This window comes from Brevundimonas sp. SGAir0440 (genome assembly GCF_005484585.1).
Lineage (GTDB): Bacteria > Pseudomonadota > Alphaproteobacteria > Caulobacterales > Caulobacteraceae > Brevundimonas.
Genome location: NZ_CP039435.1, coordinates 871243 through 885638, shown reverse-complemented (window position 1 = coordinate 885638; position 14396 = coordinate 871243). Strand labels below are relative to the sequence as shown.

Annotated in this window: 10 protein-coding genes; 3 read left to right on the top strand and 7 right to left on the bottom strand. The window is 66.4% G+C overall.

All coding sequences use genetic code 11. The features are described 5' to 3' along the window. Positions 1 to 45 precede the first annotated feature (45 nt). The 4 genes from E7T10_RS04310 to E7T10_RS04300 all read right to left on the bottom strand — a co-directional run bounded on the left by E7T10_RS04310 (position 46) and on the right by E7T10_RS04300 (position 7333). Positions 46 to 1374 (bottom strand): integrase arm-type DNA-binding domain-containing protein, encoded by a 1329-nt coding sequence (locus tag E7T10_RS04310; RefSeq protein WP_046653310.1) that lies wholly within the window; start codon positions 1372 to 1374, stop codon positions 46 to 48. Between the two features lie 409 nt (positions 1375 to 1783). Next, positions 1784 to 1918, bottom strand: coding sequence for a hypothetical protein (locus E7T10_RS16000; protein WP_256371847.1), 135 nt, complete (start codon positions 1916 to 1918; stop codon positions 1784 to 1786). Between the two features lie 414 nt (positions 1919 to 2332). After that, positions 2333 to 4921 carry an ATP-dependent chaperone ClpB gene (gene clpB, locus E7T10_RS04305; RefSeq protein WP_137720876.1) on the bottom strand — a complete coding sequence of 863 codons (2589 nt, stop codon included), beginning with the start codon at positions 4919 to 4921 and terminating at the stop codon, positions 2333 to 2335. A 120-nt stretch (positions 4922 to 5041) separates the two neighbouring features. Next, entirely contained in the window at positions 5042 to 7333 is a 2292-nt protein-coding gene (locus E7T10_RS04300; RefSeq protein WP_210416145.1) for a TonB-dependent receptor domain-containing protein, read from the bottom strand. 160 nt (positions 7334 to 7493) lie between these two features. Between E7T10_RS04300 and E7T10_RS04295 the strand changes: the two genes are divergently transcribed. Next, on the top strand, positions 7494 to 9395 hold the full coding sequence (locus E7T10_RS04295; protein ID WP_137720875.1) for a BCCT family transporter: 1902 nt from the start codon (positions 7494 to 7496) through the stop codon (positions 9393 to 9395). 5 nt (positions 9396 to 9400) lie between these two features. Here the strand turns inward: E7T10_RS04295 and E7T10_RS04290 are convergent, their stop codons facing one another. Beyond that, entirely contained in the window at positions 9401 to 10756 is a 1356-nt protein-coding gene (locus E7T10_RS04290; protein ID WP_137720874.1) for a S41 family peptidase, read from the bottom strand. Between the two features lie 26 nt (positions 10757 to 10782). After that, a complete protein-coding gene (locus E7T10_RS04285; protein WP_246846094.1) occupies positions 10783 to 11226 on the bottom strand; it encodes a MarR family winged helix-turn-helix transcriptional regulator in 444 nt (147 codons plus the stop codon). Between the two features lie 143 nt (positions 11227 to 11369). On the opposite strand from E7T10_RS04285, the gene E7T10_RS04280 reads away from it, so the two are divergent. Beyond that, positions 11370 to 13022 (top strand): serine hydrolase, encoded by a 1653-nt coding sequence (locus tag E7T10_RS04280; RefSeq protein WP_137720872.1) that lies wholly within the window; start codon positions 11370 to 11372, stop codon positions 13020 to 13022. 89 nt (positions 13023 to 13111) lie between these two features. Beyond that, positions 13112 to 13588: a hypothetical protein gene (locus tag E7T10_RS04275; protein WP_137720871.1), complete on the top strand. Its 477-nt coding sequence runs from the start codon at positions 13112 to 13114 to the stop codon at positions 13586 to 13588. On the opposite strand, the gene E7T10_RS04270 is transcribed toward E7T10_RS04275, so the two are convergent. Beyond that, positions 13585 to 14340 (bottom strand): DUF4893 domain-containing protein, encoded by a 756-nt coding sequence (locus E7T10_RS04270; protein WP_210416144.1) that lies wholly within the window; start codon positions 14338 to 14340, stop codon positions 13585 to 13587. The two genes, E7T10_RS04275 and E7T10_RS04270, sit on opposite strands and share 4 nt — an antisense overlap. Between the last annotated feature and the right edge of the window lie 56 nt (positions 14341 to 14396).

Here is a 14396-nt window from a genome sequence, read left to right as displayed (position 1 = left end):
AGTTTTTGTCGGAATTTGCGGCAGGAGAAACTTGCTTCCGGGACGTTACTGCTTGTCCGAAGGCGCAGGGCTAAACGCGTGCGGCCCCACCATTCGAGCGATTTCATCGCTCCAGGCATTCTGAGCGGCCCGCACCTTCTCACGCATTGTACGAACGTTGTAGCGGCGCGAAGGCTGGTTTTCATCGTAGTGGTTGATGACGTGCTCGGCGACACGCTCCGGAAAGCCCAAGTCTTCTTCAATGACAGTGCGTCCGTATCGTCGACCGTCGTACAATTGCAGTTCTTTCGACGGAAGTTCGCCAGCCTCAACCATCTGGTTGCGCATGGCCATAAAGGCACCTCCCATCGACCCCCTCAAGAGGTGGTCGCCGCGTCCGCATGTCGGGAAGAGATACGTGCTGGAGCTGCGCTCCATCTGCGCCTGGATCAACCGCATAGCCAGCGGAGTCAAAGGCACATAGTAGGGCTTCCGCTTTTTCTTGGTCAGATGTTTCGGAACAATCCAGGTGGCCTCAGACAAATTGATATGCTCCCGCTGCGCGCGAGCAACATCAACGGGCCGCTGGAGTGTCACCAGATAGAGCAGCGTCGCAAGCGCGACACTGATCCGCGTGTCCTTACCGGTGGCGCGTGCGACGTTCGCATGCCAGATTTTGGCAAATGAATCCGGATCAAAGTACTCGGGACGTTGTTCCAGATTGTCTTCAAAGAGGGCCGGGAACGACGCGGGGTTTTCGGACAACCACTCCCGATCAGAGATCGCCCAGTTGTACATTCTGCGGACAATGGACTGGATTTGGTTGGCTGTGGAATGCCCATTGAATCGGGGATGGCGGGCATCTGTCGCAATCTGGCTTTGGATGCTGCGAACCAAATCCTTCATCTCAGGTTTCGAAATTTCCCTGAAGGGACGATCGCCTATGCGTGGCAACACAAAACGCCCCAGCAGGTAGCTTCTCGCCCTCTTATCCCCCTCCGAAAAATGCGGGTGGGCTTCGTCAAACAACTCCGCCAGCGCGCTGACCGTTTCCACCTTTCCACGTTTCGCGGCTGCAATGTCGTCACGACGTTCAACGGCGGGATCAATTCCTTCCAGTTGCAGCGCAGCCAACCGCTGAAGCGCTCCACGGCGGGCGTCTTCGGGCGGAATGGAAGCTGCGCACAGCCGAAAGTCATTCTTGCTGCCGTCAGCCCTAGGATAGCGAATGTAGTAGCTGGCGGAGCCTCCGGGCGTGATCTGGACGTACAGTTGGGGCACGTCTGTGTCCCATAGGCGCACCCGCTTTCCCCGCACATGATCGGCTTGCGCTTTGTCGATCAGCTTGCGCGTCAAGCGGGCGCGATTGCCCTTCCTGTTCTCGTGGTTTGTCATTCTCTACCTCGTTCAAAGTTCGAGGTTCGAGCAGCACTTCCCACGCCAGACAGACCACCCACCGTGCCACTAACGGTGGTCGTAAGTCGTCCTAAGTGATCCCAAATGGACCCGGAAAGCCTCTCTGACAGCGACCAAAGGCAGCGTTCAGAAATGAGATAACAATCTGAATTGCCGTCCATTTTTGGGACACCAGGCAATTCATGATTCTTCAGGCCTTCGTGCTCCCAGAGGGAGAGGGCTTGAGCCTCCGAGAGCGCAGCGAGCGGCAAGGCGAAAGGGTGAGGGTCGTCCGCCCCCCGCCATCCTCTGCGGCCCGACCGCTGCGACGGCTCACCCCGACTTCGACACCCGACCTTCGTCCGTCCGCTTCGCGGCCACCTTCTCCCAAGGGGAGAAGGATCAGAGCCTATTTTTTCTTGTCGGGACGTTGCGAAAGGGCCGAACCCGCCGCGCTTTTCGAGTCCTTGCCTGTTCGGTCGTCCCGCAAAACCTTGGACGCGGATTTACCGGCCTTCTCGCCGGTCTGCTCATTCTTGGCCATTGTAGCCTCCTAAAGTCAGACAGACCTAAAGCGTTAATGTTCCCGTTTAGTTCCGGACACCCTCTCCCATCGGGAGAGGGCTTGAGCCTCCGATAGCGTAGCGATCGGTACGGCGAAAGGGTGAGGGTCGTCCGCCGCCCGCCATCCGCTGCGGCCCGACCGCTGCGACGGCTCACGCCGACTTCGGCATCCGACCCTCATCCGACCGCTTCGCGGCCACCTTCTCCCAACGGGAGAAGGATCAGGTTTTGGTCTCCCCTCTCCCATTCGGAGAGGGCTTGAGCGCACGACGGCGATGCCGTCGTCCTTGCGCGAAAGGGTGAGGGTCGCACGCCGCCCGCCGCCCGCTGCGGCCCGGCCGCTGAGACGGCTCGCGCCGACGTTGACATTAGTCAGGCATAGCTCTGAGCAGCTTCAATGCACCCGCATCTTCCCGATCTCCAACCCGCCCTCGCCGGCGGTGACCGCAATCACCCCGCCGTCCTCGATCTCGCCGGCCAGCAACTTCCTCGCGATCGGGTCGACCAGGTCCTTCTGGATGACGCGTTTCAGGGGTCGTGCGCCATAGGCGGGGTCGTAGCCGCGGTCGGCGAGCCAGGCCAGGGCGCTGTCGTCCAGGTCCAGGGTCAGGCGGCGGTCGGCGAGCAGCTTCTCGAAGCGTGACAGCTGGATGCGGACGATGCCGCCCATCTGGTCGCGGCCCAGGCGGTGGAACAGGATGATCTCGTCGATCCGGTTCAGGAACTCGGGCCGGAAGTGAGCGCGCACGGCGTCCATGACGAAGGGGCGCACGGCCTCCACATCGTCCCCCTCGCCCTGATCGGCCAGATACTGGCTGCCCAGGTTGGAGGTCATGATGATCAGGGTGTTGCGGAAGTCGATGGTGCGTCCCTGCCCGTCGGTCAGGCGGCCGTCGTCGAGCACTTGCAGCAGCACGTTGAAGACGTCGGGGTGGGCCTTTTCGACCTCGTCGAACAGGACGACCTGATAGGGGCGACGACGCACGGCCTCGGTCAGGGCGCCGCCCTCGTCATAGCCGACATAGCCGGGAGGGGCGCCGATCAGGCGGGAGACGCTGTGTTTCTCCATATATTCCGACATATCCAGGCGGGTGATGGCCGCCTCGTCGTCGAACAGGAAGTCGGCCAGAGCCTTGGTCAGTTCGGTCTTGCCCACGCCGGTCGGGCCCAGGAACAGGAAGCTGCCCAGCGGACGGTTGGGGTCGTTCAGGCCGGCGCGGGCGCGGCGCACGGCGTCGGAGACGGCGGCCAGCGCCTCGTCCTGACCCACCACGCGACCGCCGAGCGCGGTCTCCATCTGGAGCAGTTTCTCGCGTTCGCCCTCCAGCATCTTGTCGACGGGCACGCCAGTCCAGCGGCTGACGACAGCGGCGATCTGTTCGGCGTCGACGACCTCGGGGGTCAGGGGGCCTTTTGCGCTGGTTTCCTCAGCCTCGGCTTCTTCGAGCTGTTTCTCGATCTGGGGGATCTGGCCATAGGCGATCTCTGACGCGCGGCCCAGATCGCCGGCGCGCTGGGCGTTGGCGAGTTCCAGACGCAGGCGGTCCAGGGTTTCACGCAGCTGGGCGCCCTGGCCGACCTTGTCCTTTTCGGCCTTCCACTGGCTGGTCAGGTCGTCGGACTGGCCTTCCAGATCGGCGATCTCGTCCTCCAGCTTTTCCAGACGGTGCTGGGAGGCCTGGTCGGTTTCCTTCTTCAAGGCCTCGCGTTCGATCTTGAGCTGGACCAGGCGGCGGTCGATCTCGTCCAGGGCCTCGGGCTTGGAATCCACGGCCATGCGCACGCGGCTGGCGGCCTCGTCGATCAGGTCGATGGCCTTGTCCGGCAGGAAGCGGTCGGTGATGTAGCGGTTCGACAAAGTGGCTGCGGCCACAATCGCGCTGTCGGAAATGCGCACGCCGTGGTGGACCTCGTACTTCTCCTTCAGTCCGCGCAGGATGGAGACGGTGTCCTCGACCGTCGGCTCCTCGACCATGACCGGCTGGAAGCGGCGGGCCAGGGCGGCGTCCTTTTCGACGTGCTTGCGGTATTCATCCAGGGTCGTGGCGCCCACGCAGTGCAACTCGCCGCGCGCCAGGGCGGGCTTCAGCAGGTTGGAGGCGTCCATGGCGCCGTCGCCCTTTCCGGCGCCGACCAGGGTGTGCATCTCGTCGATGAACAGGATGATGCCGCCCTCGGCCGCAGAGACCTCGGACAGGACGGATTTCAGGCGCTCCTCGAACTCGCCGCGGTACTTCGCGCCGGCGATCAGGGAGCCCATGTCCAGCGCCATGACGGTCTTGTCGCGCAGGGATTCGGGCACGTCGCCGTTGACGATGCGCAGGGCCAGACCCTCGACGATCGCGGTCTTGCCCACGCCGGGTTCGCCGATCAGGACGGGGTTGTTCTTGGTCCGCCTAGCCAGGACCTGGATGGTGCGGCGGATCTCTTCGTCGCGGCCGATGACCGGGTCGATCTTGCCGTCGCGGGCGGCCAGGGTCAGGTCGCGGGCATAGCGTTTCAAGGCGTCGTACCCGTCCTCGGCCCCCGCGCTGTCGGCGGTCTTGCCCTTCCTCACCTCGGCGATGGCGGTCTCCAGCTTGTCGGCGGTGACGCCCGAGGCCTTCAACACCTCGGCGGCGACCCCGCCTTCCTTGGCCAGCGCGGCCAGCAGCCGTTCGGTGGTGACGAAGGCGTCGCCGGCGGTCTTGGACGCCTCCTCGGCGGCGGCGAAGACGCGCGCGGTGTCGCCGTCCAGATAGAGCTGGCCCGAGCCGCCGGTGACCTGGGCGCGCTTCTTCAGCGCGGTTTCGATATCGGCCTCGGCGCGGCGGGCGTCGCCCCCGGCGGCGGTGATCAGATTGCGGGCCAGGCCGTCGCGTTCCTCCAGCAGCACCCTGAGCAGATGCTCGGGCGCGAACTGCTGGTGACGGCGGGCCAGGGCCAGCGACTGGGCCGACTGAACGGCCTGTTTGGCGCGGTCGGAATAGAGTTCGAGATTCATAAAGGTCCCCTCATCAGGCGGATTTCGCCCGCGACGCCCTTTCAGGAAGCGACGCCGCGGGTCTGTGAAACCGAGATGGTGTGGCCAATCAGGCACACAAGGGGTCGAGGACCGGAGTTTTCAGCCCCCGGTCGGGCCGGTCGAGAAGTCGAACTGTTCCGGCTGGCGGCGCGGACCGCCGAAGTTCCAGGTCAGGCCGATGTAGAAAGCCCGCAGCTTGATGTCCTGCTCCGAGCGTTCGCGGAACTGCGGCGTCTCGTAGATGGTCGTGGTGTTGAAGGTATTGAACAGATCGCGCGCGGTGAAGTTGAACGACAGCTGCTCGCTCAGCTTCCGGCGATAGCCCAGATTGACCATGCCGCCCGCTTCGCGCCGGCCCTGCGCCAACAGGCTGTCGCCCTGCCAGAAGCTGGAGAGCTGGACGAAGTCCTTGGCGGTCGGCTGCCAGTTCAGGCTGAGACGGCCGCTGGCCAGGGTCGCCTCGCGGTCGCCGCCGCCGACGACAGCGCCCGAGTCGATCTCCTGACGGAAGACGTTGACGCTGGCGCTATAGCGCAGGGTCGGATGCAGGCGCCCGTTCGCCGTCGCCTCCACGCCCAGGTCGCGACGCGAGCCCAGGTTTTCCGGACGGGTCAGGAAGACGCCGCCGCCGATATCGGACGCCACGTCGGTGAAGGCCTTGTCGGTGTTCCGCAGATAGGCGGTGGCCTGATAGAAGCTCTGGCCCTTTCGCATCTGCCACATGGCCTCGAAGCTGTCGGTCTCCTGCGGCTCCAGATCCGGATTGCCCGAGCGGACGTTCAGCGGGTCCTGATAGACGACGAACGGGTTCAGCTGGCTGGGCTGGGGCCGCTGGATGCGGCGCGAATAGCTGGCGCGAAGGGTCTGTTCGGGCGTCAGCTGATACTGGACGTGGGCGGTCGGATAGGCGCGGAAATAGTTTTGGGACGCCGAGGCGCCGCCGGTCAGATCCTTGATCTCGATGTCCGCCTGCTCAAGCCGCAGGCCCAGCTGGGCCGACAGCTTCTCGCCCAGTGGCCGCTCGTAAGTGGTGTAGAGGGCATGCACCGTCTGGGTCGCTTCGAAACGGTTGTTCAGGGCCGGCACCGGCGCCAAGGCCGCCTGCGAGGGACCGCGCAGGAACTCGGCGTCCTGCTCGGGCCGCTGGGCGTTCAGCTCATAGCCCAGGCGCAGCTTGCCGCCGTCGGACATCGGGCGGGTATAGGCGCTGGTGAAGCCCCAGGTGACCTGATCGACTTCCGTGTTTGTCCGCTCATACAGAGCCGCGCCCGCCGGGGTCAGGAAGGTGGTCAGGGTCTGACTGGTGGTGTCGTTGGCGTTGGAATCGTAGCGCAGCTCGTTGGACCATTCATGACCGTCGCCGTCGAAGCGACGCAGCACGCGCGCCGTGGCGCCCCAGTTGTTGAAGTTGAAGTCGGAATCGCCGACCCGGCGATAGGCGCTGGTCACCGCGCCGGCGGCGTTGCGGGTTTCATAAAGGCCGTCGCCCGACCCTGTGCCGTCGAAGGCCACGCCGCGCAGTTCGCCGGTCAGCTGGGTCTTGTCGTCCAGCTTGTATTCGGCGGTGAAGCGGGCGAAGGCGCCGTTCTGCTCGGACTCGACCGGCTGTTCGACGGTCGTGGTCGACACCACCGCGCCGGTGACCGGATCCAGCTGTTCACGGACGCGGTTGAAGGTCAGTTCGGTCGGATCGGAGCGATAGCTGGCGTCGCCCGACAGGGTCAGGCGATCCTTCTGGTACGAGCCGCTGAGGCCCGCGTTCCAGCGGCCGTTGTCGCCGACGTTGACGCGCAGCGAGCCGGTCGTCTGGGTGCCCGGCTTGGGCGCCGTGGGCTTGGTGATCAGGTTGATGACCCCGCCCGAACCCTCGGGGCTATAGGCGGCGGATGGATTGGTCATGACTTCGATGCGGGCATACTGGCTGGCCGGCAGCTGGATCAGGGCCTGGCCGCGACCGGGGCCGGTCAGGATGCCTGACGGGCGGCCGTCCACCAGGATGGTGACATTGGCGTCGCCGCGAAGCGACACATTGCCCTCCGGGTCCACGTCCACCGACGGCACGTTGCGCAGCGCGTCGGCCAGACTGCCCGTCGTCGCCTGAAGGTCGTTGGCCAGGCTGTAGCTGACCGAGTCGATCGAGGTGCGCACGTCATTGGCGCGGGCGTTGACGACCACGTCGCCGACGCTGGCGGGCTGCTGTTGCTGGGCCGGTTCGGCCGTCTGAGTGCGCGGCGCGGGCGTCTGGGCCGTCGTCGCCGGGGTCTGGGCGGCCGGCTGGCTCGTCGTCGCCGGCGGCGGGGTTTGAGACGGCGTCTGGTTCTGGGCCAGAGCGGCGCCGGGCAGGGCGACGGCGGCCGCACCCAGCATGAGAACGAGTTTGGAAGAGGTCATACCCCGGCGATCCTGAAAGAGTGCGCGGACGTCTGTTTGCGCCCGTCGATAAGCCTGACTATCGACGTTACTTTGAATCGCAAAGTTACATCTTCTTCATCGAGACGGCGCGGTTGTGGCCAAGCTGGGAACTGTCAGCTTCGCCATACGCTTTGACCCGATGCTGACCACGAAGATGAACCCCCGCGTGTTCTGGGGCGCGAGCGCCATCATCGCGCTGCTGCTCCTTGTCGCCATCGTCGCGCCGGGAGAATCCGACCGCCTGTTCCAGAGCGTTCAGGCCTGGGTGATCGACACCTTCGGCTGGCTCTATATCGCCTCGGTCGCCGCCTTCGTGGGGCTGGTGCTGGTGCTGGCGATCGGCCCCACGGGCGCACTGAAGCTGGGCCCTGACGACGCCGAGCCGGACTTTCCCTATCTGTCCTGGCTGGCCATGCTGTTCGCCGCCGGCATGGGGATCGGCCTGATGTATTTCGGCGTCGCCGAGCCGATCCAGCACTATATCAATCCGCCCGAGGGCGCCGGCCGCACCTTCGACGCCGCGCGTCAGGCCATGGGCATCACCTTCTTCCACTATGGGGCGCACGCCTGGTCGATCTATGCGCTGGTGGGCCTCAGCCTGGCCTTCTTCGCCCACCGCAAGGGTCTGCCGCTGACGCTGAGGTCGGGGCTGTCGCCCTTGCTGGGCAGGCGCGTCAACGGGCCGATCGGCGATGCGGTCGACATCTTCGCCATCTGGGGCACGGCCTTTGGCATCGCCACGTCTCTGGGTTTCGGCGTGTCGCAGATGAACAGCGGCCTGACCTATCTGCTGGGCGTTCCCAACACCGCCTGGGTTCAGGTCGGGCTGATCGTCGTGGTCATGGCGGCGGCGACCGCCTCGGTCATGAGCGGGGTCGGCAAGGGGGTGCGCCGGCTGTCCGAGCTGAACCTGATTCTGGCGGTGCTGTTGATGCTGTTCGTGCTGGTGGTCGGGCCGACCGGCTTCCTGTTCAAGGCGCTGGTCCAGAACTTCGGCTTCTATCTCAGCCATTTCGTCGAGCGGACCTTCACCCTCTACGCCTATGAGCCGCGCGCCTGGATGGCGGACTGGACCCTGTTCTACTGGGCCTGGTGGATCGCCTGGTCGCCGTTCGTGGGGATGTTCATTGCCCGGATTTCGCGCGGGCGAACGGTGCGGGAGTTCCTGCTGAACGTGCTGCTGGCGCCGGCCGGCTTCACCTTCCTGTGGATGACCGTCTTCGGCAATACGGCGATCAGCCTGGACATGGGGCAGGCGGCGGGTGCGATTTCCAAGGCCGTCTCGGCCGACCTGTCGACCGCTTTGTTCTACTTCCTGGAGCTGCTGCCGGGCGCGGCCTTCACCTCGGGTCTGGCGATCCTTCTGGTGGCGGTCTTCTTCGTCACTTCGGCCGATTCCGGCGCCCTGGTGATCGACACCATCGCCTCTGGCGGGGCCGACGACACGCCGCGCTGGCAGCGGATCTATTGGTGCCTGCTGCTGGGTCTGATCGCCGCCACCCTGCTGCTGGCGGGCGGGCTGGGCGCGCTGCAGGCCGCCACCCTGGCCGCCGCCCTGCCCTTCGTCCTGATCATGATCCTGCTGTCGATCGGCCTGGTGCGCCAGATGAACGCCGACCTCGCGGGCCGCAGCCTCGAGACCGAAGGGGCACCCCTGGCGCAGCAGTTGAAACGCATCCTAGCCCCGGCCAGCCGCAGCGACATCAACGATGAGATCGAGCGCCACGGCCTGCCCGCGCTGGAAACGGTTCACGCCGCCATGGAGGCCGAGGCGGCGAAGTCCGAGATCGGGCGCGACGACGGCGACGCCTGGCTGACGGTCAAACAGGGCGAGCGCACCTTCATCTATCGCCTGGGCGCCCGCTCGCGACCGCGTCCCGCCGTGACCCAGCGCGAGACGCCCGAAGGCCGTCGCTTGCTGGAATGGCGACTGACCGCCCAGACCGGCCAAGGCGAGCGCCCGCACGACATCACCGGCTTCACCCGCGACCAGATCGTCGCCGACGTGCTGGAAAAGCTGCAACGCTGGCGACTGGCGTAGAGACCTCAGGTCTTCGGGATGGTGCGCGGCGCGGGCTCGTCCTTCCACCACAGTTGCAGGGCGCCGTCCTTGAAGCCGATGCGCAGGACGCCGAGACCCTCGACTGCAAACAGGCCGTCGGCGGTCAGCGCTTGCAGCTTGCGCGGCGCGGGCCACAGCGGGTGGCCGGGCCGGGCGACGACCAGGGTGCCGTCCTGCATCGTGACCACATAGTTGCGATAGGCGCCGGGCGCGGATTGCAGCAGGGCGGCGTCGGTCACGGGCGGGTTTAGGCGCGCCTCGACCGCAGTCAGGGCCCAGGCGTAGTCCGTCTTGGCGGCGTCTGACGTCGTCGTCGACAGCAAGCCGCGCAGGGCCTCGGCCTGGGCGGCGTCCAGCGCCTGGACGGAGGAAGTCGGGGTGTCCGGCGCCACGCCGACGCCCTCCCAGTTGCCGCCGCTGACCGCGTGAACGGGTCGGCCGACCGACAGGCTGAGCATGAAGCTCGGCGCGATGGGCAAGAAGTCATTGTTGTTGGCGGCGCCCGCCGTCTTGGCTCCCACCAGCCGGCCGAGTTTGAACTGCTGAACGTCATAGGCGAAGGATTCCGCCGCAGAGGCCGAGGCCTGGTCGATCAGTACATACAGGGGCGTGCCGTTCAGTCGCCCGGCGGGTAGATTGTCGAGCGCGCGCGTCTGCACCGGCTCTTGCCCGGCCTTCAGGAAGGTGATCTCCAGCGTCCCGGCCTGAAGGAAGTGGCTGACCAGATACTGGACCGCCTCGGACGCTCCGCCGCCATTGCCCCGCAGGTCGATGATGACCGCGTCGCCGCCCTTCAGGAACCGCATGGCGTCGTCGTAGGCGCGGCCCGTTTCGTCCGAGACCCAATGGAAGGCGTCGATTTTCAGATAGCGGACGTTGCCGGGCAGGATTTCCATGGCGCTGAGACCGTGGTTGTCGCGACGGGCGGCGGCGGCGTCGATCTCTGAGAGGGCTTGGGTCGCGTCGGCGCCGGCCGAGGCGGCGGCGAAGCGATCGGGCGCATATTCCAGATAGACGTGACCGTCCTGACTGACTTCTCTCAGGTCGCCGCTGATCAGCCCCGCCAGTTCGTTGGGCGAGGACACGTCGTAGCGGCCGGACGTCTGGGCGGCGTCCAACCGAGCAAGGATCGCCGGCACCCGGTCGGGAAAGACGTAAGAAGACCGAACCGCCTGTCGGATCGCGCTCAGGACCGCAGCGCGCTGGGTCGCGGACAGTTCGACCGGCGCGGACGAAACGACGGGAGGGCGGGCCTGAGCGTGGGCCTTGTCGGGAACGACGCCTTGGACGCCCATCAGGGCGAGCGCCATCGCAGCGGCGCTAAGCAGCTTGGATTGCATGACAGATTCCGGTGGAGGGGTTGAGGTTAGACGGCCGACTGCGTCTTTGCAGCGGCTTGAATGCGTTGGCCGAAGGGTTGATCCGTCAGGGCGGCGATGGCCTCCTTGACCACGCCGGAGAGGGGCGCCGACAGCTCATGGTCCAGCGTCTCGGCCGCCTGGTTCACGGCCGACCATTGACGTTTCAGCCGCGGGATCATCGCTTCGGTCTTGGCGGTCAGCATCACGATCCGCTCGCGCGCGTCGGCGCCGGGCTTCAGCAGAACCAGCTCGTCCTTGACCATCTGGGTCACGGTCTGACTGACGGCCGAATGGCTGATGCCGATCTGCTGCGCGATGGTCTTGATCGACTGCCCGCCGTCGCGCATCAGGACGCGAAGGATCGGCGTGTAGCGGGGACGCCAATTCAGGCCAGAGGCCGCATAGGCCGCCTCGACCTCTCCATCCAGAAGATCGATCAGATGGCGCAATAGCGTTCCGAGTGTGGGTGATGCAGACAACATGAGGGCTTATATATAAGTGCTTATATTTATCGTCAATCCCCTTTTGTCAGCAGCACTTGGCCTTGGGCGGGCGGGGCGCTAGCGTCCGGCGGTCTTTGCTGGAGTTCGCCATGTCCCTTCGTCTGTCGCGCCGCACCCTGTTCGCTTCCGGAGGCGCGGCGGCGCTGGCGGCGGGGCCAGTGTTCGCCCAAACGACAGCTCAGAGCGCGCCGGCGAACGATGATGCGTCGCTGGCGGCGGCGGTGGACGCCTATGTGGCCAAGTGCATGGCGGCCTGGCCCGATCAGCCGGCGCTGGGCGTCGCGGTGGTCAAGGACGGGGCGACTGTTCTGGCGCGCGGTTATGGCGTCAAGGTTCAGGGCGAGCCGGCGCGGGCCGATGAGCACACCCTGTTCGCCATCGCCTCCAACACCAAGAACGTCACCGCCGCCGCCCTGGCCATCCTGGTCGACGAGGGCAAGGTGAAGTGGGACGAACCGGTCCGGACCTATCTGCCCGGCTTCACCCTGTCCGATCCCTACATCGGCGAGCACATCACGGTGCGCGATACGCTGAGCCACCGGGCCGGGTTCGGCCTGGGCGCCGGCGACCTGCTGTTCTGGCCCAACTCGGACCGCACCCGCGCCGAGGTGCTGGCCCAGGCGGCCTTCGTGCCGATCGAGGACGGGTTCCGGGCGCGATACCACTATTGCAACCTGATGTTCGTGGTCGCGGGCGCGGTGCTGGAGGCCGTGTCGGGGATGAGTTGGGAGGCCTTCGTCCAGACGCGTATCCTGGACAAGGTTGGGATGACCGAAACCGTGCCGCTGGCGCGTCTGGCCGATGCGTCCAAGTCCGCCCTGCCCCACGGCCGGGTCGGGCCGCCGCTGCGTTATCAGGGCGCGATGACGCCGATCGCCAAGTCCATCGTCGAGGTCTGGAACTGGGATTCGGCGGCGGCGGCGGGCGGCATCTGCACCACCGCGACCGACTGGGCCAAATGGATCGCCGTGCGGCTCAACGACGGCAAGCTGCCCGACGGGACACGGCTGTATTCCGAGGATGCGGCGCGCGAGATGTATCGCCCCAACATCATCGTCGGGTCGTCGGCCGGACCGACAGCGGAACTGCCCAACCGATCCATCGCCTCGACCTATGCCATGGGGCTGCAGGTTCAGGACTATCGCGGCGAGCGGATCGCCAGCCATGGCGGCGGCTCGCCCGGCGGGATTTCCGCCACGGTGCTGATCCCCGGCCGCAAGACCGGCTTCAGCGTCTTCTCCAACGCCGAGGAGAGCTTCCTACTGCGCGCCTTGCGGTCCGGCATCACCGACATCTGCATGGGCAAGGTCGATGTGGACTGGATCGCGGACTCCAAAAAGCTGGAGGCCGAGGGCAATGCGAAATCCATCGCCGCCGCCGCCGAGATCGACGCCAAACAGGCGGCCGGCGCACCCCCGTCCATGCCGCTCGAAGCCTACGCCGGAACCTGGCGCGACCCGTGGTACGGCGACATCGTCATTGCGCCCAAGACCGAGGGACGCGGCCGCAACCGCAAGAGCGGCCTGTGGCTGAGCTTCACCCATACGCCCGCCCTGCAAGGCTGGCTGGAGCCGTATGACGGCGAGACCTTCCGCACCCGTTTCCCGGACAAGCGCGAGGAGGACGCCTTCGTCACCTTCTCGATCCTGACCGCCAAACCGGCGACCGCGACGGTGAAGGGGGTCAGCCCCGACATCGACTTCAGCTACGACTATCAGGACCTGAGACTGACGCGCGTGTGACCTCGGACGACCCTGTGACCCAGGGTCGCAAACCGGAACGGCCCTGGCGTCCTGACGCTGTCTTCCCATCAATCGAAAGGGAGACCGTCATGTCCAAGACCCCAAACCCGCGCGCGCTGGATCGCGACGAGGCGGATATGGTCGAACAGACGAAGGCGCTGGCCGAGCGTTCGCAGGCGGAGTTGCGCGACCTGATCGGGCGGCTGCGCGCGCGGCGCGACCGGGTGCAGCGTCAGATCCGAGGACGCGTTCGTGCGGGAGAGAGCGGCCCGGATACGGGCGCGCGTGAAAAGAAGGCGCTGCTGACCGAGGCCATCGCCCGCGTCGCCAATGAGATGGACCGGCGGAAAGCCGGCTCTGAATCCGGCGGGGCATCCGCGACGGCGACCGATAATCTGCGCGAGGCCGTCCGTCGCAAGGCCGAAAGCCCGAGCTGGACCGGGCCGGAGGATCGCACCGCCGATCTGGGACCCAGCGAAACGCCGAACACCAAGATCGCCCCGTCAGGCGCGCTTCACGCCGAGGGCATGCGCGCCGCGATCGCCCGCTCGACCGGCGCGCGCTAGCCGGTGATCTCGAGCAGCTCCAGCTTAGCTTCCTGCTTGGGCCACGGCAGGACCAAGCGCCAGCGGTTCTGGCCGATGCGTTCGATGACGCCGACCTGATCGCGTTCGGCCTTGTCGCCGTAGGCGGGGAAGGTCTTCTCGTCGGCGCCCCAGGCCTGGGCGCCGACATAGACGGCGCGGCGGTCGGTGTCGGGATAGATCAGGCCGCGCGTGCGCTGCGATCCCGTCGTCTTGGTCAGGACCAGATCGCCGCCGGGCGTCAGCTCGACCGAACAGGCGAACCAGGGATATTCGACATAGGCCAGTCCCTGGCCCTCGACACGGCGGCCCATCTTGATGGTGCGGCAGCGATAGGTTCCGGGGCCGGGTTGGATGCGGCCCGTCTGGGCGGCGTTCGGGTCGGCGAGCGGCCCCAGAGCCTCGACCTGACGCGAGAAGCCGCCGTCCTCGGCTTCGGCGCGGGCCATGCGCCAGGCCTGATCCAGCCGGCCAAGCAGGCTGGCATCGGCGGCCTTGGCGACCTGACGCCAGTCGTCGGTTCCGCCCTGCATGCCGCCTGCGGACGTCGCGGGCTGCTGGGGCACCGCTGCCGAAGCGGGCGTGGCGGGATCGGCCGGAGAGGCAGAGGTCGCCGGAGAAGCGGGAGCGGCCGGCGTCGCGGGAGCGGCCGGGCTTGCGGGACGGTCGTCGCCACAGGCCGCCAGGGCCGTGGTGGTCATCAGGGCCAGAACGGCCAGAGGGGTGCGGCGCATCAGCGTCTCCATCGGTTGCCCTGACCGAACGTGACAGGGCGCCCGAGGTTCAGCCG

What these genes read in the sequence shown, in the direction of transcription:
- E7T10_RS04310 (WP_046653310.1), bottom strand. Translation starts at nt 1,374, where the DNA reads ATGACAAACCACGAGAACAGGAAGGGCAATCGCGCCCGCTTGACGCGC.
- E7T10_RS16000 (WP_256371847.1), bottom strand. Translation starts at nt 1,918, where the DNA reads ATGGCCAAGAATGAGCAGACCGGCGAGAAGGCCGGTAAATCCGCGTCC.
- clpB (WP_137720876.1), bottom strand. Translation starts at nt 4,921, where the DNA reads ATGAATCTCGAACTCTATTCCGACCGCGCCAAACAGGCCGTTCAGTCG.
- E7T10_RS04300 (WP_210416145.1), bottom strand. Translation starts at nt 7,333, where the DNA reads ATGACCTCTTCCAAACTCGTTCTCATGCTGGGTGCGGCCGCCGTCGCC.
- E7T10_RS04295 (WP_137720875.1), top strand. Translation starts at nt 7,494, where the DNA reads ATGCTGACCACGAAGATGAACCCCCGCGTGTTCTGGGGCGCGAGCGCC.
- E7T10_RS04290 (WP_137720874.1), bottom strand. Translation starts at nt 10,756, where the DNA reads ATGCAATCCAAGCTGCTTAGCGCCGCTGCGATGGCGCTCGCCCTGATG.
- E7T10_RS04280 (WP_137720872.1), top strand. Translation starts at nt 11,370, where the DNA reads ATGTCCCTTCGTCTGTCGCGCCGCACCCTGTTCGCTTCCGGAGGCGCG.
- E7T10_RS04275 (WP_137720871.1), top strand. Translation starts at nt 13,112, where the DNA reads ATGTCCAAGACCCCAAACCCGCGCGCGCTGGATCGCGACGAGGCGGAT.
- E7T10_RS04270 (WP_210416144.1), bottom strand. Translation starts at nt 14,340, where the DNA reads ATGCGCCGCACCCCTCTGGCCGTTCTGGCCCTGATGACCACCACGGCC.